The sequence below is a fragment of the Mesorhizobium silamurunense genome (genome assembly GCF_014843905.1).
GTDB classification, from domain to species: domain Bacteria; phylum Pseudomonadota; class Alphaproteobacteria; order Rhizobiales; family Rhizobiaceae; genus Mesorhizobium; species Mesorhizobium silamurunense.
In genome coordinates, this window is record NZ_LPVS01000067.1 from 68,195 (window position 1) to 90,153 (window position 21,959).

Consider the following 21,959-nt stretch of genomic DNA (forward strand, 5'->3'; position numbering starts at 1 on the left):
TCGCCGTCGCTTGCGGTTGCGCATCAGAAAATCAACCTGAAAAAAGGCCTGAAGTGAGGCTCAGGTCGCCTTGATCTCTGCCTGGCCGATCTTGCGCCATCGGGCGTTTTCGCGAACCAATTTCAGGTCGTCGGTCGTCTCGGCAAATGTCCGCAATCGGTATTGCCGTAGCAGGTCCGGGAAGAGCGCCCCTTCCGGCAGGCCGGCAAGCTGCTCCCGGACCGAGATCTTTTCATCGATGACCCGCGTGCCCCAGGCATTTTCCCGAACTTGCAGCTCCGCAGCCAGGTCGCGCTCTTCCGGCGCGTTTTCGTCTAGCACTGCCAGCAGGATCGAGTGGAAAAGCGCTACATAACCAATCTGTCTCAGGCCACCCACAACCCGCACCCGCGGCAATATAGCAAGCACAAGGAACATCAGGAACAAGTTCGGCAGCAGCACGCCGTTGAGCAGCGCCTGCTTGAGATGCGGCCGCTCGAAAGGGATTGAAAGACCGTGCGGCCTGTCAGGCTCGATCAGGTGCCCGTTCTTGAGGACGAGCTTGCGCACGCGCTCCTCTCGGATGCCCCAGAAATAGTCCGTGGCGTCGGGCAGGAATCTGCCAAATGGGCCCGATGCGGCCTCTTGCAAGGCATGTTCGAGACGCTGGCGTCTTGTGGGCTCGATGAGCAGCTTGGAAAGAAGGCTGCCGTCGTACTCTAGATGCCGCGCCATGGCAGCCGCGCCGAGCCGATCATCGATGAAAACCGGCAAGGCCATGCCGGAACGATCCCAATTGGCGACCAGATCCTCGTTGAGGGCTGTCAGCGCATCGGCGGCGGTTCCAAACACCTTGTCCTGACTGGCAAGCAGTGTGCCCAGCCAGCGGTTGGCATCCGTTTCATCGCCCACCGCTTCGAGCGCTCGCTTGTTGAGGGAGACGGGACCGGCCGCGCAGGCGCTTTTGCGGCACAGTTTGTGGCGCCCCATGCCAAACAGGTTGACCTTGTCGTCGCCGACATCGAGCCAGCCCGGACCTTCCCGGCCAATTGTCTCCATGGTCATCGTCGTTCCCATGAAGCTGACGAAGGCCGACAGCCCGTTTTCGACCGCGCCGAGCCAGGCAAGCAGCAGGGCATCGAAGGTGATCCGGTCCATCAGAAGCAGGCAGTGCAGGCCGGACTGAATTACCGGTCTGTGCTCGAACTCTTCGAGGGCCTTGCCGATCTCCTCAGGCTGCATAATCACACCGAGGCGCTGATGCAGGACTTCGCGCAGGATCGAGCGGGCGGCGATCGCCGGGCCCGATGCAGGCCTTGCCACCGGCCGCCACAGATGGCGGGCGTAGTCGGAAACCGGTGCATTCCAGTTCAGCTCGATGTCACGCACGACTTCCGGGCAGAGCAGCGACAGCACAGCCAGAATTTCCACCGGAGGCTTAGGGGTCGGATCAACGACGGCGGTCATTGGTCCCGTCTAGCCGCATGTGGTGCAAACGCCAAGGGGAACAGCGGATCTTAGAACCGCAGCCGGGCCATGCTCAGGAGGTCGTGGTACTGCCCGTCGGTAAAGCCGGCCTTCACATGCCGACCTTCGACCTCGAAGCCGTGGCTGGTGTAGAGACGGACGGCCGGTTCGTTGTCGGCATAGACGGTCAATTCGACCCGCTTCAGGGCCCGCCAGTTATCGGCCACGTCAAGCAGCGCGCCAAGTATGGCGGAGCCGATGCCCTTGCCGACGAAGGCATCGTCAAGGCCGATATTGATCTCGCCGACATGCGAACGGCGCGGCGAACCCTGCACGACCAAGCTGCCATGGCCGACGATCTTGCCGTCCACCTCCGCGACGATCCAGGTGGTTTCCTGGCCGGACTTGGCGATGCGCCGCTCCACCTGCTCCACCCTCTCGAAGGGCATCCTCAACGTGCCCGAGCGGAAGCCCGGCATGTTGAAGATGGCGCAAAGCGCCTCCGCATCGCTTGGCCGGACGGATCGGAGTAGCGGCTGGATTTTCTCGGAGGATGGCGAGGTCTTGCTGGTCATGGCGTTCCCGGCGAAGGCAATCGGCCCGGCACGATGCACCGGACATCACCCGAAAATCCAGTCGTCTCCGTAATCTATGATGCCGATTGCGAGCTAAAATACCGGGAGGCGGCGTAGAGTTTGAAGACACCGCTGATGCCGATCCAGCCGAAAAGGGCGAGCCAGCACAATGTCCCGGTCGCCATCCAGTCGATCCGGTGCACCGCAGCGTCGGTGATGACGAGGCCAAGGATGGCAAGCAGGCCAACCAGAAACTGCGCCAAGCCCAGCACCAGCAGCTCCTCGCGCGGCGCGCTTCTCCAGACGAGATATATACCGCCCGCACCGGCGAGGAAGATGGCGCTGTAGACCTGAGCGTGGAAGGCATCGACCGGCCATGGCCAGATGCTGCTGAATGTCAGGGGAAACAGCAACAGGCCGACGCCATAGAGCCCGAGGATCGCCGATTCCACCGGCATGTAGCCGCGCCATGTGGGGTTTAAGGTCACGCCTTTTGCGGAAGGACGATCCCTGGCCCGCCACAGGAACAGCCCGGATACCGCGACCGAGCCAAGATAGACCAGAAACCAGAGCCAGGGCGCTTTGCGCTCGAAGTTGAAATAGCCGAGATTGATGAACGAAGCCGCCGACACGATGACGGTGAAGATGAAGGCCATGACGAGCACGAGCCTGCCGGGCGACCAGCGATTCCAGAACAGCAGCGCCGCCATCACGACCATTTCGGCGGTGTAGAAGCCGCCGAGGAAGCGGGCATTGAACGGCGTGACGGCCCAGGGCCAGCGCGGCTTGACCAGCACAGGCGCGAAAAACAGGCCGGCGCCTACGATCAGGACAATGATGACCACCACAGAGAAAAGGCGCAGGGCCGCGGGAAATGGCGGATTGCTGGATGTCGGCATGGGAGAAAGTCCCAAAGATGAATGCCTATCTACCATCATAGTGCCGCTTGCGGCCGGTGAAAATCTGCCGAATGGAAATTGAACTCTCACCATGCCTATCTATTCGAATGGCCGTAGGGTCAGTTTCGACGTAAAATGGGGTACTCGGACCAAAGCGCGGTCCAGTCAACACGCCTCGGAGCGCATTTTCCGGAGCCTGCACGATGAACGAAGCTCAGGATCTGTTCTCGCTTCTGCGGCAATCGACCGATGTCGATCCACTGGCAATCGACGCGATCAAGCGAACCATCGCGGAGGGCGAGGACCACGAACTTTGCCGCATCAATGCGCTAGCCTTCGCCAGCAAGCATGGCCTCGACGAGGAGCGCGCCATAAGCGCCTTTCTCCATGCGGCGCGGGTGGGCATCTTCGACATTTCCTGGAATGTTCTGTGCCCCGGCTGTGGCGGCGTGCTCGACACCAACGCCACGCTGAAAACCCTGCAGAAGGACGAATACACCTGCGCGCTGTGCTCGCAGGGCTATTCGCCGACCCTCGACGAGATGGTCGAGGTGACATTCACCGTCAGTCCCCGCATGCGCAGGATTGCCGCTCACAATCCACACGAACTGCCGCTGGTGGAATATTTCCGCCAGATCTACTGGGCGTCCGGCGTCGACGTGCCGGATGAGGATTTCGCGAAAAAAATGGAAGCGTTCTCGCTGGAGGATATCGAGCTTGCGCCCGGTGAAAAGGCGGTTCTGCCCATACAGCTTCCGTCCGAATTCGTCATCGTCTTCGAGCCGGTCACCCATTCAGCGCAGTTCATCGACGTGAAGGGCGAACCAACAAAGGAGCGCCGAAGCCTCTCTTTGGTCTTCGACCGCGACCATGTCCAGAACCAGACGCTGGAGATGCAACCCGGCCCCTTGCGCATTTCGCTGGAAAACAGGACCGACACCCGCGTGCTGCCGACGGTCTTCATCGCCGGCCAGGCATTGCATGATTTCCTGGGCAAACGCCGGCCCTTCCTCACCGCCAAGCGCCTGCTCACCAACCAGACGTTTCGCGATCTCTATCGCACGGATACGCTCGACATCAACCAGCGCCTGAAGATTACCAGCCTGACCTTCCTGTTCACCGACCTGCGCGGATCGACCGCGCTTTACGAGCGGGTGGGCGACCTTTCTGCCTTCGATCTCGTGCGCGCGCATTTCCAGGTTCTGCACGAGATCGTCGCGGCGGAGGCAGGCGCGGTGGTGAAGACGATCGGTGATGCGGTGATGGCGACCTTCGCGACGCCCGATCGTGCGATTGCTGCGGCCCTCAGGATGCGCGATGCCATGCGTACGCTCAACGACAAGAGCGGGCGCGAGGATCTGCTGCTCAAGATCGGAGTCCATGCCGGCCCCTGCATCGCCGTGTCTATGAACGAGCGACAGGACTATTTCGGCCAGACGGTCAACATTGCTTCGCGGGTCCAGAACCTTGCCAACGCACAGGCGATCTTCGCCACTCGTGCGGTGGTCGACGACAATCTCACCGCCGATCTGTTGCACAGGAACGCGCTGACGCCCGTGCCCCACGAGGTCTCGCTGCGCGGCATTGACCGAGAGATAGCAGTATATACGATCCCCTGAAGACTTGGGTCGTCTTGGCCGCTCACACGCGCCTACAGATAAAATAACGATCGGCGGGCACCGAAGGCGGCGGCGGCAGGCGTTGCAACTGCGGGTGATCGAGCGGCGTGCCGCTGACCGCGATGCCGCCGACGCGAAGCAGGCGCGCGGTCAGATCGGGAAGCCAGGTAGAGGTCACTGCATCGAGATCTTCATAGCCGGTGCCGATGTCGGCATGAACAAGAGCGGCGTCGATGCCAATGAACCTGCTCGCCGTCTCGCGTATTTCGCCGAGCACGAGGTTTTCAGCTTCGGGAATTGAGCTGGAGTGTGCGGCTAGTGCGCGATCGAACGCCACGATCCGGCGTCCGGGCAGGCGCTCACGCAGATGGTGGAACGTCCGGCCATTGCCGAGGCCGAGCTCGAGGATGGGGCCCTCGATGTTCGCCACCTGCGCGCAGACTTGATCGAGAATGTCGCGCTGTGCGGTCAGCCTGCGGATGAAACTCTCGAGGCGAGACATATGCGTTTGTGTGTCCTGAACCAGCTCAAGAGATCGGCAATGCCCGGGACCGGAACGATTCGCGGGTGAAACCCGAGGGCGATGTATTAACCCCGATCGAGCCTCGCCGCATATAGAGGCGAACGATGAACACTGCAATAACTGAACAGGCTGCCGACAAGGATCATACCAGGCAGAGCCGGCGGCCCGGCGCGCAGCGGAATAGCGATGTCACTTGTAGGGGTCTGCGGCGTCCCGCAAGCCGTCGCCGAGGAAGTTGAACGCCAAGATGACGAGAATGACGGGGAGGATCGGCAAAAGCAGCCATGGATAGAACGCGATCACGCTAACGCTGCGCGCCTCGGTGAGCAGGATGCCCCAGCTGGTTATCGGCGCCCTCAGGCCGAGCCCGAGGAAGCTCAGCGCCGTCTCGCCCAGGATCATGCCGGGGATGGAGATCGTCGCCGTCGCGATCAGATGCGACATGAAGCCGGGAATGAGGTGCCGCCGGATAATGCGGCTGCTGCTGGCGCCCATCAATTGCGCGGCCAGAACGTAATCCTCCTCGCGCAAGGCTAGAAGCTTTGAACGCACGGCCCGCGCCAGCCCGGTCCAGTGGAGCAGCCCGAGGATGACGGTGATGCCGAAATAGATCAGGATCGGACTCCAGGTTATCGGCATGATCGCCGCCAGAGCCAGCCACAGCGGAATGCTGGGGATCGATTGCAGAACTTCGATTATCCGTTGAACGATCAGGTCGAAGATACCGCCGTGATAGCCGGCCAGCCCCCCGATGACTATGCCGAGCAGGAAGCTGAAAGCGATGCCGACGAGGCCGATTGTCAGTGAAATGCGTGCGCCATAGATGATGCGCGAGAGCACATCGCGCCCCAGCCTGTCGGTGCCGGCCAGAAAGAGCTGGCCGTTTTCGGCAGGGCAGACAAGATGCCTGTCGCCTTCGATCAGGCCCCAGAACCGGTAACTGTCGCCCTTGCAGAAGAAACGGATCCGCTGAACATCATCCTGTTTATCGGTGTAGTTCCGCTTGAGCGTGTCCATATCCAGCGTCATCTGGCGGCCATAGACAAACGGCCCGACGAGCTTGCCGTTGTGGAACAGGTGCACCCGCTGCGGCGGCGAATAGATGTAGTCCATGTTGCGCGTGTGCAGATTGTAGGGCGCCAGGAACTCGCAGATCAGTATCCCGAAATAGAGTGCTGCCAGGAATATGCCGGATACCACGGCAAGCCTGTGCCGTCGGAATTTCCACCACATCAGCCGCAACTGCGACGCCTGAAAGACCTTCGACTGCTCCGCCGTCATCGCCTCGACGGACTGCAGGTCAAAGGGCGCGATGGAAACGTAGTGTTGCAGCGGGGCACCCGGAGCGGGCAGCGGCGATTGCGTATTCATTTGGTGCTGCCGCCCTGCAAACGAATTCGCGGATCAAGCAGCGCCAGCGCGAGGTCGGAAATCAGGACGCCGATGACCGTCAGGAAGGCGAGGAACATCAGGAATGACCCCGCCAGATACATGTCCTGGCTTTGCAGCGCCTTGATCAGCATCGGCCCGGTCGTTTCCAAAGACAGCACGATCGCCGTGATTTCGGCGCCGGAGATGATGGCCGGCAGGATAGAGCCGATGTCTGAAATGAAGAAATTGAGCGCCATGCGCAGCGGATATTTGACCAGCGCCTTGAAGGGATGAAGGCCTTTGGCGCGCGCGGTCACGACATATTGCTTGTGGAGCTCATCGAGCAGATTGGCGCGTAGCCGCCGGATCATGCTTGCCGTGCCCCCGGTGCCGATGATCAAGACCGGGATCCAGAGATGGGCGAGGATCGACTTCGCCTTGGCCCAGCTCATCGGCTCGCCGAGATATTGCTGGTCCATGAGATGGCCGATGGACGTGCCGAACCAGATGTTGGCGAAATACATCAGGATCAGTGCCAGCATGAAGTTTGGAATGGCAAGGCCTAGAAGGCCGAACAACGTCAGGCCGTAGTCGCCCCAGCTGTATTGATGCGTGGCGGAGTACATGCCGATCGGAAAGGCGATGAGCCAGGTGAAGATGATCGTGACGAAGGAAACCAGCACGGTCAGCCACATTCGGTCACCGATGACATCGCGAACCGGCAGCTCATATTCGAAGGAATAGCCGAAATCGCCGTGCAGCATTCCGCCGACCCAGTAGAAGTAGCGAATGACCGGCGGCTTGTCGAAACCATACTCCTTCCGCATCATCTGGATGCGATCGGAATCCACCGCTTCGCCCTGAGCCCGAAGCTCGGAAACATAGCTGTCGAAATAGTCGCCTGGGGGAAGTTCGATGATCGTGAACACCAGCGCCGATATGATCAGCAGCGTTGGAACCATCACGGCGATGCGCCAGACAATATATCGAAGCACGCTCAGGTCTCTCCAAGCCAGAATGTGTCCGGCATGTAGACACCGAAATAGGCGGTCGGGTCGTAGCCGTAGAGCGCCTTGTCAGGCAGATTGCGCAGCCGCGAGGACGCTAGAACCGGCTGATGCGTTCCGTTCACCGTGCCGATCGAAAACACCTGATCGGTGTAGATCGACAGCATTGAATTCCAGATTTCGGCGCGCTCCGTGGCTTCGGTCGATTCGTTCCAGCGCTTGAGCAAAGCCATCAACTCGACCACAGGTGGAAGGTCGGGCGCCTCGCCGACCGTGCCGTGAGACAAGTAGTGGGCACCCCAGAGCGGCCATTGCAGTTGGTCGTCGATGGTGGGGGCCAACTGGTACGGGTTCATGTCGGCGGTCGGCACGCCATTGTCGATGCCCGACCAAATCGACATCATGATCTCGCCACCTAGCGCGCGGCTGCGGAAGATGTCGCGCTGCGAAGTCCGGACGAACAGGGCGATGCCGACCTGCCGCCAGTGATCGGTGATGAGTTCGAGCGCGTCGGTTTCCAGCGTGCTTTCGCCGGCCGTTTCCACGATGACCTGCGCCGGGCGTCCATCGGGAAGGATCCGCAGACCGTCATCGTCGCGCGCCTTAAGCCCGACCTCGTCGAGCAGGGCGTTGGCTCGGTCGGGATCGTGGGCGACCCAGGCTTTCGCGAATTCCGGCCGGTAGAGCGGGCTCTCCGGCAGGACCGTATCGGCACTTTCCTGAGCCAATCCGTAGAACACGGCCAAATTGATCTCGCGCCTATCCACTGCGAGCGAAAGCGCGCGGCGCACGCGTACGTCGCGAAGAAGGCCACGCCACACCGGGTCGGCACAATTCAGATTGGGCAGCAGCGCCAGCCGCGAACCCTGTGTGCGTTTCCACAGGTGCATCTTCACCGGGTAGCGCTTCTCCGCGTCCTTCAGGAAGGCGTAGTCGGCAAAGTCGATTCCCATGCATTGCAGGTCGCTCTCGCCCGCACCGGTCTTGGCGGAAATGATCGCCGACGAGCTGACATTCATGACAACCCGGTCAATGTACGGCAGTTGCCGGCCATTCTCGTCTATTCGATGAAAGAACGGGTTCCGCTCGAAGACGAACTGCTCAGCCGGCGGCTTGGTCCGGTTCCGCCAGGGATCGAGCGTCGGCAGTTCCGGGTTCTCCGGTCGATACTGCCGCGACATGCGGATATGCAGGAGCGTCCATTTCTGGGCCCGGTTCTCCTCCATTAGGCCGGCGAGCCGGAATGGATCCTGGTATTTCTTGTGGAACTGCTTGAGATAGGCGGCCGGCAGAACAAGCGATAACGGCGAAGCAGCAGCGAGCTTGGGCAGGAAATCGGGATTGGGCGCATCCCAACTATAGCGGACCGTCAACGGATCGACGATCTCGAAGCGTGGCGGCTTGCCGTCCGCCAGCAGCGCCGGGGCGAGCCCGCCTTGCGAAAGCTCATCGTTGAGCCAGACATCTTCCCAGCAATAGCGAAAATCCTCCGGCGTCAGCAGGCTGCCGTCAGACCATTTATGTCCTTCCCGTATTTTGAAAGTGAAGACGCGATCATCCGCTACGTCGAAACTTTCGAGAATGTCGGCTTGCAAGTTAAGCTTTTCATCATAGCCGACCAGGCGAGCATATCCGTAGATCGTCATCATCCGGATATCTTTCTGGCTGCCGATGATCGTGCGCAGCGTGCCGCCATACTGGCCGGGCTGCCGGCCCATCGCAGCGAGATTCAACGCGCGCGGGCGCTTGGGCAGGCGTTCGGCGAGTGCCGGCAGCGCCCTGGCCTTCAGCTGCGGCTGAAGAAATTCCGGCTCCAGATCGCCGGCGCGCAACGTGCCCGGCAGAAATGCCGAAGCCATGAGCCCAAGGACGGTGCGCCGGCTGATCAATGGCGTAGCTCGCTGACATCGGCCGAACGTCGGGCCAGCACGAGGTGGCCGCCGCCAAGATCGAGCGGCGACAGCATATCCTCGTCGCCCTCGTCGCGGAATTGCGGTCCCCATGCGCTGGTGTCGGAAGCGCCGCTGAGCTTCAGCGTCTTGAAATCCATCGGCCTGTCGAGATCGGGGAAAGGTACTGCGGCGACCAGTGAGCGCGTGTAGGGGTGGACCGGTTTCCTAAGCAGAATTTCGCGTGGCGCAAGCTCGACGATACGCCCGCCGCACATCACCGCGATGCGGTCTGCCATGTAGTCCACCACTGCCAGGTTGTGGGATATGAACAGGTAGGTCAGGCCCAGTTCCTTCTGCAGGTCCTTCAGAAGGTTCAGGATCTGCGCCTGGACAGAGACATCGAGCGCCGAAACCGGCTCGTCGCAGATCAGTAGTTCAGGCCCCAGCGCCAACGCGCGCGCGATGCCGATACGCTGACGCTGCCCGCCGGAGAAACTATGCGGATAACGTTTGATGAAGCGCGGATCGAGCCCGATTGCCTGCATCAGGCTCTTGACCGTGGCGAGTCGGGACGCGGCATTGCCGCGTTGATGGATTTCCAGCGGCTCGCTCAAGATGTTCTCCACCGTCATGCGAGGTGAAAGCGACGAAACCGGATCCTGGAAGACCATCTGGATTTTCGCGCGCATGCGCAGGGCGTCCCCCTCGCCTTCCAGGACGTCGATCGGTCCATCGCGGCCGTTGAAGATCACGGAGCCGCCGCTAGGGGTGACAGCCCGCATGAGGATCTTGCTGACGGTGGTTTTGCCGGAGCCGCTTTCGCCGACCAGACCCAGGCACTCACCCCGCCTGATATCGAAGCTCACGCCGTCCACGGCGCGAACGGAGGTTTGATGATCGCCGCCGAACCATCCGGACTTGCGGATGGTGAAGGTCTTTTTCAGATCCCTGACCGACAGCAGAATGTCGTCCGGCCCCTGCGATGCCGGCGCCGTCTGCTTGCCGAGCAGATTCTCGACATTCACCGGCACCTCGCGGAGCGCCTTTAGCCTTTCGCCAGGCTTCAGGTCGAAATGCGGAACGGCTGCCATCAGGCCCTTCAGGTAAGGGTGACCTGGCCGGCGGAATATCGCCTCGACAGGTCCCGCTTCCATGATCTCGCCATGGTAGATGACCACCACCTCGTCGGCGACATTGGCGACCACGCCGAGGTCGTGCGTGATCAGCAGCATCGCCATGTTCAGCTTGGTCTGAAGCCCGCGCAGCAATTGCAGGATTTGCGCCTGGATGGTGACATCCAACGCCGTCGTCGGCTCGTCAGCGATCAACAGGGCGGGCCGGCAGATAAGCGCCATGGCGATCATGGCGCGTTGACGCAACCCTCCCGAAAGTTCAAAGGGATACATGTCATAGGCGCGCTTGGGATTGGGAAAGCCGACGAGGCTGAGCATTTCCTCGGTCCGCGCCTTGCGCTCCGCCCGAGCCATGGGCGTATGAATCTGCAGGGATTCACTGACCTGGTTGCCGATCGTGTGCAACGGCGACAGCGATGTCATCGGCTCCTGAAAGATCTTGCCGATACGGCTGCCTCTCAACGCGCGGATTTCGGGTCCATCACGCGGCATCTGCAGGATATCCTGCGTCGTGCCGGGCTTTTCAGGGTCGGAAAACAGAATACGGCCGCGAACATGGGCTGTGTTCGGCAAAATGCCCATCACTGCCTGGCTGAGAACCGATTTTCCGGAACCTGACTCGCCCACAAGCGCGGTAACCTTGCCGGGCAGGACGCGAAGATTTGCGCGCCTGACGGCATGCAACGGTCCCCCGATAATGGCAAAAGAGATGCCAACATCCTCGATCCGCAGCAGATCAACGCCCGAATTCATTCTCACACCAGCCCCACTCTGGCAGGTCCAGAAAGCGAGACTAGCGCATTGCCAGCCTAGAGCAACTTGGATTCGAAACGGACGCCGGCGGCGGGACCGGCGACCGGACGCCTACCAAAGGCGTTCGGATCAGATCGTGGCGGTTACTGGAGCTTCCTCGGGTCGCCCGCCGATAGCCGCGCGGCATCACGGTGAAGCAGCATGACCTGCTCGGCGTCCGATCTTCGGTCGTAAATCGGCTCCAGCGCACCGTCTTCATCGAGTGCGAGAGCACCCGACAGATCGGGTGAAAGCACCGTCAGCTTCTGCTTGATGCCTGCCAGTTCCTCGTTGCCGAGCGTCAGCCAGCTGTTGGCGCCGCAATAGCTGGCGAAGTCTTTGCTGGCGAGAACGCTGTGCGGATATTTCTTGGTCAGGATCTGGAGACGCTGGACCTCGTTTACAGCCGAGCCGAAGACAGAGAATGTGAGCCGGTCGGTAAGCCCGACATTGCCGAACATCACATTGCCGACATGCAGGCCGATACCAAATTTTATGTCGGATAACCCCTTTTCCTTTCTTCGCAGATTGAGATCCATCATGCGCGCGGTGGCCTTGTGCGCTGCCGTAAGAGCAGCCTGGCAGGCGATCTCGGATTGCGAGCGGTGCCTTTCGCAAGGGTAGACGGCAATGAAGCCGTCCCCTATGAAACTCATGATCTGCCCGCCTTTGCGATTGAAAGGTGCAGCAACGGCGTCGAAAAACTGGTTCAGCGTATCGATATAGATTTCGCGGCCGGAGGTTTCGGCAAGCCTTGACGACCCGCGCATATCGCCCATGACCAGTGCGGCCCGGATTGTATCGCCCTCGCCGCGCTTGATCTGACCGTCAAGCACGCGCCTGCCGGCGTCGCCGCCGAGATAAGTGGTCATCATGTTGTCGGCGAGCTTGGTGAGCACCGCCATCTTGGTTGCGATCGCGAGATGGCTCTGAATGCGCAGCAGCGCCGAAATCATGCTCTCGCTGAAGCCTGCGGCGCTGTCGGTGGACCAAGACCCCATCATGCCCTGACTGGTGTTGCCATTGAAGGGAAGGACGAAAGCCATGTAGTCGGTGACGCCCATAAGCCTGAGATCATCGAAAACAGGAAACTCCGGCGGCACCGACGGGTCGAGCCGGCGTCGCAGATGGTCGAGCTTATTGCTCAGCAGATGGTAGTATGGGCTGGTCAGGAATCTGTCAGACGGCACGCCGGGCTTACTGCGGAAGCTTTCCACTTCCATGCCCTGGCCGCGAGCCCAGGTGAAGCCAAGCGCATCATAAAGCGGATGAAGCATCGAAAAGCTCAAATGCACCCGCTTCAGCGGCAGGCCGGCAGCAGCCAGCCGTTCGCAAAAGCCTTTTACCAATGTTTCCAGGTCGTTGCCCGCAAGCGCCGATTGGTTCAGCCAATCGGCAACCTTATCCATGAGAATGGTGGAAATTTCTGCTTGCGCTGTACTCATGCTCTCTCGCAACCCGCCGAAAACGGAGCCATTATCCGTTGATCCGCCATAACACAGTTCGCCAACGAGACTCATGCTCTCTCGCAACCCGCCGAAAACGGAGCCATTATCCGTTGATCCGCCATAACACAGTTCGCCAACGACCCAAAGGTAAGCCCCCGGAAGTCAAAGAGGCAGGCTTCGGCGGCAAAAGCGGCGAAGAATTTCCCGGATGACTGTCTTTGCGGCCAAGGAGCAGGCGCAACTGCATCTATGTTCTGTGGCGTTATGTGGCGAGGCTGCCGGCGGAGTGCAATCATGATCCTGACATCGGGCAAAAAATTCGCCGGCTCAGACGCCGTCAGGCCTTCAAGACCGTCTCTCCGTCCAGCCCGAGGCTGCCAAAAACATTGCGTGTGTCGACGATCAGAAGGGCGTGATCAGCGATCGTCTGATAGTCGATCGCGTCGTGGTCGGTTGCAGCGACGACAGCACCCGACATAGCCTAGTCCGATCACGCCGGCTTGCGCGGCGCGCGTATCGATCGTGAGGCGTCCAAAAATCTGCTTCCCGTCAAATTCGGACAGGCTGTCCGTTCCCATGGCGAGGCTCACTTGGTTCTAAGAACCATGGCCGAGGCATATTGCGGAAGATCGATTTCCGCAGGCCGTCATCAAACCGGCACCTTCGCCTTCAGGCTTGCGGCAGCCATTGCATAGCCGCCGGCGGCGCCATCGATGAAATGAACGTGATCGCGCTGCAGCGGCGAGGCGACGAGGCATGTCATCAAGGCCGATTTCTGGCGGTGCAGGCCATAGGTGCAGATGCCGGCCTCTTCCGCCTGTTTCAGCCGGTTCTCGATCCGTTGCAACACATCCGCGTCAACGTCGATGGTCATCTTCAAGCCGTCGTCGAACTTCCGGAAATCCGAATTGCTCGCCACGTCGCGTTTGTAGATCTTGGGATCGAAACGGCCGATGGTCCAGCCATATCTATCGGTGACAGCCGTAAGCGTCATCAGGAACACTATCCACAGCTTCGACAGCCACCGCCGTCCTGGCGGCGCCACGGCCCGCGCCTCGATATCCAGGCCGGCGGGCAGCAAACTGTAGCCCGGCCCGTTCACTGGCACCGGGTGGCCATCGCGTTCCTGCCTGCCGGCAAGGGCGATAATGTCGGAAGCCAGGAACTGAAAACCGCGCAAGTCGCGCGACGCCCCCGGTATGGCTATGATCGAGACGATTTCGCCATGCCGAGCTTCGATTGGGTTCCAGCGGCAGGAGAGGCCGGTCAGGTCCGGCCGCGTGCCGGCCGGCGCAGGATCGATGCGGTAGCGCCCCGCTTTCATCTCGGCTTCCGCCCAACTGCCGCCACCGCCGGCGAACATGGCATAGAAGACCGCTTCGGAGGCCTGGAACCTCGCCACGCGAACGTCGAGGCCTTGCGCTCTTATATCCTTTATCGGCACGATTGCGGCACGCAAGGTCAGGTCCAGTTCGTCCGCCACCCATCTTTGGACAGCGGCCAGCGCGTTGCGGGTGATCTCCAGCGCCGAGCCGGGAAACGCCACGAGCGCGCCGTCGCCGCCGAAGACAAAGGGAAGATCTTGCCGACGCAGCGCATTGAGCAGCGCCGAAATGACGCTGGCGCCGGCCATATTGACGGTTTTATAGCGCCCAGCCTCGATCGCCTTGGTCGAGCCGACGATGTCGGCGGTGGCCAGCGCCCAGCCATCGGGGAGAGGCCGATAGTTGTCGATATCGGCAACGCTTTCGAACTTTGCGAAGACCGGCAGAGAAGCGACAAACGGGTCGGACGCGGCAGGTGTTTCCATGAGCATCAAATAGCACATTCCACTGCTTGAAGGTGAAGTCGATCGTGCTTCGAAATTGACTTGCGCTGGCGTTCCGATGATAGGGTTCGGCGATGCGAATTGCCTTCTACGCGCCGCTGAAGTCACCCAATCATCCCGTCGCCTCCGGCGACCGCCAGATGGCACGGATGCTGGTCAAGGCGCTGGAGCATGGAGGGCATAGCGTCGAACTGGCATCCGAATTGCGCTTCTATCTACGGGAACCGGAGTCGAAAAGTTTCGATGCGCTCAAGATCGAGGCCGAAGATGAAGCCGCGCGGCTGACAAGGCTTTGGGATCGTGACGGCAAGCCCGATCTGTGGTTCTCCTATCATCCCTATTACAAGGCGCCCGACCTGATCGGGCCCGCGCTGGCATCGGCCTTTGCTGTCCCCTATGTGACAGCGGAAGCCTCCTATTCGAGGCGGCGCAATGCCGGTTTGTGGGCCGATACGCAAGCGTTGGTGGCGCGAGCCGTCGAACAGGCGGCGCTGAACGTCTGCTTCACGCAAAGGGATCGTCAGGGACTGGCAGATGCGATACCCGGCGCCGCTTTCGGCATGCTTTCGCCCTTCATCGACACATCGGTATTCCGAGAGACGCCGGCTCGGGGTAGTCCGACGCGCCTCGTTACCGTCGCCATGATGCGCCCGGGCGACAAAGTCGAAAGCTATCGCATGCTGGCGCAAGCGCTCGGTTCGATCGGCCACCTGCCCTGGACCATGTCGGTCGTCGGGGACGGGCCTGCCCGTGAAGAGGTCAAAGCGCAATTCGTCGGCTTGCCCGCCGACCGTATCGAATGGCTTGGCGCGATCGAGCCGGCCGCCGTGCCGGATGTCCTCTACAGCGGGGGAATTTACGTCTGGCCGGGTTTCGGCGAGGCCTATGGCGTTGCCTATCTTGAAGCACAGGCCGCCGGCCTTCCGGTGGTGGCTCAGGACATCGCGGGCGTGCCGGAGGTCGTGCGAGATGGCCAGGCTGGGTTTCTCACCCCGCCGGACGATGTGGCGGCGTTCGCTTCTGCCATTGAAAGGCTTCTGGTCCGTAACGACGAAAGAACCATCATGGCTGCAGAAGCCAGACGTTTCATCCTCGAAGAACGTTCCCTCGGTGCTGCGGCGGCGCGTCTGGCCGAACTTCTTGCGAGGATCCCGGCTTCATGACATCCGATCAGATCTGGCAACCCTTGGTGGAAGAACTGGCGTGCCGGCAACGGGCGGACCGTAAGGCAGAATTCTGGCTGCGCGACGATGACGCCGTGGATCCGACGCCTGCGCTTGATCGGCTGCTCGACCTCACCGGTGAATTCGCGGTTCCGGTCACTCTGGCCGTCATTCCGGCCATGACTGATGAGAAGCTTGTCACCCGGCTTGACGAGGCGCCGCATGCCACGGTCGCCATCCATGGCTGGGCGCACCGAAATCATGCGCCCGAGGACCAGAAAAAGCAGGAGCTCGGCCCGCATCGGCCACGCGAGGCGGTGCTCGATGATCTGGCTCGCGGGCTGTCGCACGTAACCGGCCTGCACGGCGCACGTGCCGTTCCGATGCTGGTGCCACCCTGGAACAGGATCGACGCCGGCTTGGTATCCGACCTTGGATCGATAGGATTTGCGGCATTGTCGGTCTATGGGCCGCCGAAGCCGGCTTCGCTGGCGGTCATCAACAGCAATGTCGACATCATGGATTGGCATGGCACGCGCGGTTGCCGCGATCATGGCGTGTTGGTTCAGGCCATTATCGCGCAACTGCGGCATGCATTCGACGGCGGCGAACCGGTCGGCCTGCTCACCCACCATCTTGTACATGATGAATCGGCCTGGCTTTTCCTCGAACGGCTGTTCACAGTCACCGCACAGACTGAAGCCTGCGCATGGCTTCCGATCAAGACATTGATTGGGCGCTATGCCGGTGGAGGAAAATAACTCATCGCTCTTTGTGCAATGAGACTGGAAATTTGAGCGTCTGGCCATCCCGCGCGGCAAATGCGCCGGCAAACCTGTCTTTAGCCAGTTTCTCGATCTCGTCCAGTTGCTCGTCGGTGCGTGTCGGATCGTGGTGAAACAGCGCAAGCCTCCGCGCACCGGCCGCCTCACAGAGCTTGACGCCGTGTTGCCATGTCGAGTGCCCGTCACCGCGGTGGCGTTCCATTTCCTCCTCGGTGTAGGTGCAGTCGTAAATGACGAGGTCGGCATCTTCGATCAGGCCGAGCACCGTCTGATCGAGTTTGTCCGGCTCGTGCTCAGTGTCTGTGATCACCGCCACGACGCGGCCACCCCATTCCACCCGGTAGCCTATGCAGCCGCCCGGATGGATAAGACTGCCGGTTCGGACCACCACGCCTTCGCGCGGCCGAAGCACGTCTCCGGATACGAAATCGCGGCAGTCGAGGCTTGCCTTGCAGACATCCAGTTTCACCGGAAACCACGGCGGCCGCATGAACTCGTCGACCATCTGCCGGGTCGTCACGCGTCCTGCAAGATGCCCGGACCAAAGCGTAACCTTGACGCTCCGGTCATAGATCGGCACAAAAAATGGCAGACCGATGATGTGATCGTAATGGCAGTGGGTGAAAAGCAGGTCGAAATCGGTCACGCCCGACGCCCGAAGCGCCCGGCCCGCAGCCCGTAGGCCAGAGCCCGCGTCGAAGAGAAGCGTATGCTTACCGCATCGCATCTCAATGCAGATTGTGTTGCCGCCATAGCGAGAGAATTCTGGCCCCGATACCGAAATACTGCCGCGCACGCCCCAAAACCTGACCAGGAAAACGTCGTCGTCCATGCTAGCCCTTCGCAGTCCCCGTCGCCCATCGTAGCCAAACAACTGCTGCTAAGCGAGACAAGGTTTTTCTCCTGGTGACCTTATCAATAAGAGGACAGTGCCATCACGACAGCGAGGATCGAGCCCAGGTCATTCGTTATTTGGCGCTTCGTGCGTCGATCAGATCCGCAGTCGTATGGCTCAGGCGATCGGCAAGAACCCGCACCATCTCGATGGTCATTTCCGGGAACTCCTTCATAAGCCTCAGGAAATGATCCTTGCGGATTCTCAAGGCTTCCAGCGGACATGCCGCTCTGACGGTGGCCGTGCGGGAGCTGTTGCACAATATGGCGATCTCGCCAACAATCGAATTTGGCACCAGTTCGGCAACTTTTATCGGTCCGCTGTCGGAATCGACCAGAATATCCGCCCTGCCTGAAAGGATGACATAGGCGGCGTCTCCCTCGTCGCCCTGCCGGAAAAGGATCTGGCCGGCGCTATAGCTCACGCGATCGGATGTGAACGCAAGCAGCTTGAGCTTTGTCGGCTCTATGCCAGAGAACAAGGGAACGCGTTGCAGCATTCCAACCTCATCCTTGAGCAGCATTGTCGCAAACCTTCCCAAAATTCGCGTCTGCGAGACTAGAACAACCGACACCCAGATGGAATCAATTCTGTTTCCGGATGGCGAGACGAACCACGCGAAAGGTGGCGAGCCCGATCAGCCGGAAACCCGAATCCCTTGACCTTGCAGCAAGTTCCCACCGGCAGAACGATCCCATCTGAATGTCCAATGCTCTATGACAGCAGTTCCTTGAAAATACCGTTCCCTGCCAAAAGTGTCTCGTGTGTTCCGTCCTCCACCAAACGACCCGAGTCGAAGACGACAACGCGATCGAACATCATCCCCATTGCCGGATTCGTCACGACCCACACAATTGCCGGCGAATGGCCGTCGCGTCTGGCTTCCTCGAGCACGTTTCGCAGCACCTTATCCTGCATGCGCTGGTCGAGCGCCGACAGCGGCCGGTTGAGAATGAGAAAATCGGGACGCTTGAGCAGGGCCCGGGCAACATCGAGCTTCTGTCGCTGTCCACCGGTCAACCGCCTGCCGCCGGCACCGACGTTGAAGTCCAGGCCGACATTCAAAAGTTCGGCATAAAGTCCCAGTTCGTCAAGAATGTCGTAGACGATGGAGCGTATGCGGTCCGGTGCGTCGGGATGGTTGTTGCCCACACGCCCGAACAGGACATTGTCCATGACGGTAGCCGCGGCAATGTATCTGGCAGGATCATACCGTTCGACCGCATTTTGCAGCTCGGACGGCAGGTTTTCATAGAACCGGTTGCGTGCAGCCACGATCTTGCTCATCAGCTCGTCGCTCAGCAGGCCGAAACGGTGCCGGGGCTCGATATAGGCAAAGCTCAAGGTGACGATCATGGCGCGGTCGTTCTCCGAAACCGCCTCGTAGGGACGGTTCTTGAGCCGTTGCAGCAAGGTTTCGTAGGCGGGTATCTCCTCGGCGCTCATGAAGGCGAGCTGCTGGAAGAACTGGTGATCGGGCGGCAGGTCGGCAAACAGCTCGATCGCCTGTTCGGCGATCTCCATGCCCATTTCGTAGAGCGTGCGGTCGAGGCCGGCTTGCCTCAGCACAGAAGCAAAATAGGAATTGGCCGCCAGGGCCCTGTCGGCCAATTCGGGGCCGGCGGCGGCGCCGAAAAGCAGGTTTTGGCCGATCGTTGCTTCCTTGTTGTAGGCGCCCGGTTCGAAAGGAACCACAAGTCCGCTCAGCCCTTCGTGTTCCAGCCGCGTTCGCAGCGCCGCACGCAGTTCGACGATCCGCCCGGCAAGCTCCGTGTGACGCGTGAGGTCGGCCGAAGAGCGCAAGCCAAGATCCAGGATATCGCGCGACAGAACAACCGCGTCGAGCACCCGGCGCACGGGTTCAATGAGGTCGTTCGGGCCGGTAGCGCCGGCGGAAGCATAGTTGATCCAGTCGCTGTGGATATCAAGATCCGGATTGCCCGACCGGCGCGCCTCGTGGATGTTCCAGCGGTTCTGGTCTGCCGCAGCACCATCGTAAGTCACTGATGTCAGCGGCGCATGCTTCAACCCGTAGAGCAGGTTATCGCGGAGGCTCGCCTGGAACAGGAAAACATCCGACGAGGCATAGGACATGCGCCGGCCGGTCACTGCTTCGGGGAGTTCAAGCAGGTCGTCGGCGCCCGAAGCCACCTTTCCGCTGTCCGGCCAATTCAGCCGCGCGAAGGCCTCTGCAAGCGCCTCCGCTCCGCCTGTTGCGGTACTGACCAGCGCCACCGTCTCACCAGGCTTGACCTGGAGGGAGATACGGTCGAGGAGCATTGCACCGCCATCGTCTGCTATGGACAGACTGATCGCCGACAGGGGGTTGGTCATCGGATCTGGATCGTCGATCGTCAATGCCCCGATTCGCGGCGCAATGAGACCCTCGACGGTGAACTGTTCAACGACCTGTTGATATTTGACCTGGACATCCTGCCGGTCCTGATCCCAGTCGATCAGTTCCTTCATCGGTCCGGGCAGGTCCTTGTAAGCGCCGATCACGGCCACGAGCTGGCCGACGTCCAGCCGCCCCTGGATAACCAGATACCCGCCGATCATGTAGAACAGAAACGGCGTGACCTGTGCGAGAAAATTGTTGAGGAACTTCACCATGAATTTCCATTGGTAAAGATCGAAGCGGATCTTAAAGATGAGCCCGAGCCGGGCAGCTATGTCGGCGCGCTCGTAGTTTGATGTATCGTGGACGTGAACCGCGCCGATGCCGTCGACGATTTCGCCAACGCGGCCCGAAAGCGCGCGCGCCGTCAACTGCCGTTTGCGCCCGAGCACGATCAGCCGCCGCCGCATTCGCGGGATGAGCACGATCTGGATCACCACGATCATGGCCGCTACCATTCCGAGCCAGAGGTTCTGGACCAGGATGAACAGCATGGCCGTCAGCGCCTGGCCGCCGAGCAGTACTGGCTGCAGGAAGGCATCGCCGATGAAGCCGCCCAGCGGCTCCACCTCGTCCTTCACCATGGTCGCCACTTCGGCGGATTTCACCCGCTTGAAGTAAAACGGCGGAAACCGCAGCACACGATCGACCAGTTCGAAGCGGATACGCCGCAGCATGCGTTCGCCGAGGCGGCCCTTGTAGGTGTTGATGTAGAGTTTGAACAGGCCGTTGATGACGACTAGCAAGAGGAACACAAGGCTCAGGGCAAACAGCGTCGACGTGCGGTCGAGCTGAAAACCGGAGAAGAACTGGACCTCTCCAATGAACGGCAGGTTATAGTGTAGCCTCATGAAGGGCTGGGTCGCGCCCGGTTGCTCGAAGCCCTTACCTTGGATCGGGCCGTTGACGATCAGCTTCGGCAGGTCGAAGGACATGAAATACGGGATCATCGAAAGCAAGACGATCATCAATATCCAGACCTGCTGCTTCTTGGTATGCGTCCAGATATAGCGGGCTAGGCTGGGTTCCATATGCGACTGAGGACCTTCAGTTGGAAGGATGGATGTAAAAGCACCTGCCGGGGGACGGCGTATCGGCGATTTCTTCGCCGCCAGCGACAAGTTCGAAACTGCAGTGCGCGGAGGCTGTCCTCCGATCAGCGATGGAAGGAACCTGCGAGGCGGCGCGATCCAGTTCCGGCGCAGGGTCGATGACAACGACATGGGCATTGTTCATCGGCGAAGAAAGCAGCCGGCCAAACGGATCGCGGCTTCCGTAGGGTTTTGACGAATAGCCGAGCAGCACGAGGCCGCAGCTGCGCCGCTGGTGCTGGCGGATGGACGCCGATGGTCCGAACAGATGCAACAGGCTCTCTCCGGCACCGGGCAATGGCGAAGCGGCTTGCGGCATAATCACGTCCGCGGATCAAACAGCCTTGCGGGAGGCAAGATTGCGTTGTGTCGCCCAAAATCCCAACATACAAGGCGAATATGATGGATGTCACGCAACCACGCAATGCCGGCATGGACCAGCACGAACAAGCCTTGGACCTCACGCGGGGAATTGCTGCCTATGTCAACCACCCTCTCGTCGCAGGGCTGGCGCGCGTCATCAGCAAGCATCCGAAGGCCGATATCGCCAACGCCTTCAACCACAAGCAGGTCGCCTGCAAGATGTGGGCGCTCGACAGGCTGTTCGAAAGCTGCGGCGGCCGGTTCGGGCGCATATGGGTTCTGGGTGGATGGTACGGCGTATTGCCGGCAATGCTTTTCAACGACGCCCGCTTCGACATCGCGGCGATCGATAGCATCGACATCGATCCCGAAGTCGCGCCGGTCGCCCGGACCCTCAACCGGGAAGCCGGCGACCGGTTCCGGGCGCTGACGGCAGATATGTACGCACTCGACTATGCGGCCGGGCGGTCCGACCTGATAGTCAACACGAGCTGCGAACACATAGCCGATCTGCGCGCCTGGCTTGCTCTGCTCCCCCGGGGCACGAATGTACTGCTGCAATCCAACGATTATTTCAGCGAGCCGACGCACATCAACTGCGTGGCTTCACTTGCAGCCTTCGAAGCAATGGCGGCGCTACGGGAGACGCGGTTTTCCGGCGAACTGCCGACAAAAAATTATACGCGCTTCATGCTGATTGGAACTGTTTAATGCATTCGGCGACTTCGCCG

19 protein-coding genes are annotated in these 21,959 nt (G+C 60.6%); 4 read left to right on the forward strand and 15 right to left on the reverse strand.

Annotated elements, in window-relative coordinates; translation table 11 throughout:
• Positions 1 to 60 precede the first annotated feature (60 nt).
• From AU465_RS18275 to AU465_RS18285, 3 genes are all read right to left on the reverse strand, one after another.
• Positions 61 to 1,446, reverse strand: a complete 1,386-nt coding sequence (locus AU465_RS18275) for a hypothetical protein (protein WP_192250673.1) — start codon at positions 1,444 to 1,446, stop codon at positions 61 to 63.
• A 50-nt stretch (positions 1,447 to 1,496) separates the two neighbouring features.
• Positions 1,497 to 2,021, reverse strand: a complete 525-nt coding sequence (locus AU465_RS18280) for a GNAT family N-acetyltransferase (RefSeq protein ID WP_192250676.1) — start codon at positions 2,019 to 2,021, stop codon at positions 1,497 to 1,499.
• Positions 2,022 to 2,095: 74 nt separating this feature from the next.
• Entirely contained in the window at positions 2,096 to 2,920 is an 825-nt protein-coding gene (locus AU465_RS18285) for a hypothetical protein (RefSeq protein ID WP_192250679.1), read from the reverse strand.
• A 203-nt stretch (positions 2,921 to 3,123) separates the two neighbouring features.
• On the opposite strand from AU465_RS18285, the gene AU465_RS18290 reads away from it, so the two are divergent.
• Positions 3,124 to 4,539, forward strand: coding sequence for an adenylate/guanylate cyclase domain-containing protein (locus AU465_RS18290; RefSeq protein WP_192250683.1), 1,416 nt, complete (start codon positions 3,124 to 3,126; stop codon positions 4,537 to 4,539).
• Positions 4,540 to 4,561: 22 nt separating this feature from the next.
• Here AU465_RS18290 and AU465_RS18295 read toward each other — a convergent pair whose 3' ends face one another.
• The 8 genes from AU465_RS18295 to AU465_RS18330 form a co-directional block, all read right to left on the reverse strand.
• Positions 4,562 to 5,041, reverse strand: a complete 480-nt coding sequence (locus AU465_RS18295) for a class I SAM-dependent methyltransferase (RefSeq protein ID WP_192250686.1) — start codon at positions 5,039 to 5,041, stop codon at positions 4,562 to 4,564.
• 210 nt (positions 5,042 to 5,251) lie between these two features.
• Positions 5,252 to 6,433 carry an ABC transporter permease gene (locus tag AU465_RS18300; protein ID WP_192250689.1) on the reverse strand — a complete coding sequence of 394 codons (1,182 nt, stop codon included), beginning with the start codon at positions 6,431 to 6,433 and terminating at the stop codon, positions 5,252 to 5,254.
• Complete coding sequence (locus AU465_RS18305) at positions 6,430 to 7,428, reverse strand: ABC transporter permease (RefSeq protein ID WP_192250692.1); 999 nt, start codon at positions 7,426 to 7,428, stop codon at positions 6,430 to 6,432. Before AU465_RS18305 ends, AU465_RS18300 begins: the two co-directional genes overlap by 4 nt.
• 2 nt (positions 7,429 to 7,430) lie before the next feature.
• Positions 7,431 to 9,329: an ABC transporter substrate-binding protein gene (locus tag AU465_RS18310; RefSeq protein ID WP_192250695.1), complete on the reverse strand. Its 1,899-nt coding sequence runs from the start codon at positions 9,327 to 9,329 to the stop codon at positions 7,431 to 7,433.
• Positions 9,326 to 11,218, reverse strand: coding sequence for an ABC transporter ATP-binding protein (locus tag AU465_RS18315; RefSeq protein WP_192250698.1), 1,893 nt, complete (start codon positions 11,216 to 11,218; stop codon positions 9,326 to 9,328). Before AU465_RS18315 ends, AU465_RS18310 begins: the two co-directional genes overlap by 4 nt.
• 143 nt (positions 11,219 to 11,361) lie before the next feature.
• Positions 11,362 to 12,702, reverse strand: a complete 1,341-nt coding sequence (locus AU465_RS18320; RefSeq protein ID WP_192250701.1) for an adenylate/guanylate cyclase domain-containing protein — start codon at positions 12,700 to 12,702, stop codon at positions 11,362 to 11,364.
• Between the two features lie 340 nt (positions 12,703 to 13,042).
• Entirely contained in the window at positions 13,043 to 13,183 is a 141-nt protein-coding gene (locus AU465_RS18325; protein ID WP_281396785.1) for a Rossmann-fold NAD(P)-binding domain-containing protein, read from the reverse strand.
• A gap of 171 nt (positions 13,184 to 13,354) precedes the next feature.
• Complete coding sequence (locus tag AU465_RS18330) at positions 13,355 to 14,533, reverse strand: DUF3095 domain-containing protein (protein ID WP_192250704.1); 1,179 nt, start codon at positions 14,531 to 14,533, stop codon at positions 13,355 to 13,357.
• Between the two features lie 74 nt (positions 14,534 to 14,607).
• On the opposite strand from AU465_RS18330, the gene AU465_RS18335 reads away from it, so the two are divergent.
• Together AU465_RS18335 and AU465_RS18340 are read left to right on the forward strand one after the other, a co-directional pair.
• Positions 14,608 to 15,696 (forward strand): glycosyltransferase family 4 protein, encoded by a 1,089-nt coding sequence (locus AU465_RS18335; protein ID WP_192250708.1) that lies wholly within the window; start codon positions 14,608 to 14,610, stop codon positions 15,694 to 15,696.
• Positions 15,693 to 16,457 (forward strand): polysaccharide deacetylase family protein, encoded by a 765-nt coding sequence (locus tag AU465_RS18340; protein WP_192250711.1) that lies wholly within the window; start codon positions 15,693 to 15,695, stop codon positions 16,455 to 16,457. Before AU465_RS18335 ends, AU465_RS18340 begins: the two co-directional genes overlap by 4 nt.
• A gap of 1 nt (position 16,458) precedes the next feature.
• Here AU465_RS18340 and AU465_RS18345 read toward each other — a convergent pair whose 3' ends face one another.
• From AU465_RS18345 to AU465_RS18360, 4 genes are all read right to left on the reverse strand, one after another.
• Positions 16,459 to 17,313, reverse strand: a complete 855-nt coding sequence (locus tag AU465_RS18345) for an MBL fold metallo-hydrolase (protein WP_192250714.1) — start codon at positions 17,311 to 17,313, stop codon at positions 16,459 to 16,461.
• Between the two features lie 136 nt (positions 17,314 to 17,449).
• A complete protein-coding gene (locus AU465_RS18350) occupies positions 17,450 to 17,899 on the reverse strand; it encodes a cyclic nucleotide-binding domain-containing protein (RefSeq protein ID WP_192250718.1) in 450 nt (149 codons plus the stop codon).
• Positions 17,900 to 18,090: 191 nt separating this feature from the next.
• Complete coding sequence (locus tag AU465_RS18355; RefSeq protein WP_192250721.1) at positions 18,091 to 20,805, reverse strand: ABC transporter transmembrane domain-containing protein; 2,715 nt, start codon at positions 20,803 to 20,805, stop codon at positions 18,091 to 18,093.
• 16 nt (positions 20,806 to 20,821) lie between these two features.
• Complete coding sequence (locus tag AU465_RS18360; RefSeq protein WP_192250724.1) at positions 20,822 to 21,184, reverse strand: hypothetical protein; 363 nt, start codon at positions 21,182 to 21,184, stop codon at positions 20,822 to 20,824.
• 83 nt (positions 21,185 to 21,267) lie between these two features.
• Between AU465_RS18360 and AU465_RS18365 the strand changes: the two genes are divergently transcribed.
• The gene (locus AU465_RS18365) at positions 21,268 to 21,939 is read left to right on the forward strand and encodes a class I SAM-dependent methyltransferase (RefSeq protein ID WP_192250727.1); all 672 of its coding nucleotides are present in this window, start codon (positions 21,268 to 21,270) and stop codon (positions 21,937 to 21,939) included.
• The last annotated feature ends 20 nt before the right edge of the window (positions 21,940 to 21,959 follow it).

Coding starts and splice junctions, on each gene's coding strand:
- AU465_RS18275 (WP_192250673.1), bottom strand. CDS start 1,446: ATGACCGCCGTCGTTGATCCGACCCCTAAGCCTCCGGTGGAAATTCTG.
- AU465_RS18280 (WP_192250676.1), bottom strand. CDS start 2,021: ATGACCAGCAAGACCTCGCCATCCTCCGAGAAAATCCAGCCGCTACTC.
- AU465_RS18285 (WP_192250679.1), bottom strand. CDS start 2,920: ATGCCGACATCCAGCAATCCGCCATTTCCCGCGGCCCTGCGCCTTTTC.
- AU465_RS18290 (WP_192250683.1), top strand. CDS start 3,124: ATGAACGAAGCTCAGGATCTGTTCTCGCTTCTGCGGCAATCGACCGAT.
- AU465_RS18295 (WP_192250686.1), bottom strand. CDS start 5,041: ATGTCTCGCCTCGAGAGTTTCATCCGCAGGCTGACCGCACAGCGCGAC.
- AU465_RS18300 (WP_192250689.1), bottom strand. CDS start 6,433: ATGAATACGCAATCGCCGCTGCCCGCTCCGGGTGCCCCGCTGCAACAC.
- AU465_RS18315 (WP_192250698.1), bottom strand. CDS start 11,218: ATGAATTCGGGCGTTGATCTGCTGCGGATCGAGGATGTTGGCATCTCT.
- AU465_RS18320 (WP_192250701.1), bottom strand. CDS start 12,702: ATGAGTACAGCGCAAGCAGAAATTTCCACCATTCTCATGGATAAGGTT.
- AU465_RS18325 (WP_281396785.1), bottom strand. CDS start 13,183: ATGTCGGGTGCTGTCGTCGCTGCAACCGACCACGACGCGATCGACTAT.
- AU465_RS18330 (WP_192250704.1), bottom strand. CDS start 14,533: ATGTGCTATTTGATGCTCATGGAAACACCTGCCGCGTCCGACCCGTTT.
- AU465_RS18335 (WP_192250708.1), top strand. CDS start 14,608: ATGCGAATTGCCTTCTACGCGCCGCTGAAGTCACCCAATCATCCCGTC.
- AU465_RS18340 (WP_192250711.1), top strand. CDS start 15,693: ATGACATCCGATCAGATCTGGCAACCCTTGGTGGAAGAACTGGCGTGC.
- AU465_RS18345 (WP_192250714.1), bottom strand. CDS start 17,313: ATGGACGACGACGTTTTCCTGGTCAGGTTTTGGGGCGTGCGCGGCAGT.
- AU465_RS18350 (WP_192250718.1), bottom strand. CDS start 17,899: ATGCTGCTCAAGGATGAGGTTGGAATGCTGCAACGCGTTCCCTTGTTC.
- AU465_RS18355 (WP_192250721.1), bottom strand. CDS start 20,805: ATGGAACCCAGCCTAGCCCGCTATATCTGGACGCATACCAAGAAGCAG.
- AU465_RS18360 (WP_192250724.1), bottom strand. CDS start 21,184: ATGCCGCAAGCCGCTTCGCCATTGCCCGGTGCCGGAGAGAGCCTGTTG.
- AU465_RS18365 (WP_192250727.1), top strand. CDS start 21,268: ATGGATGTCACGCAACCACGCAATGCCGGCATGGACCAGCACGAACAA.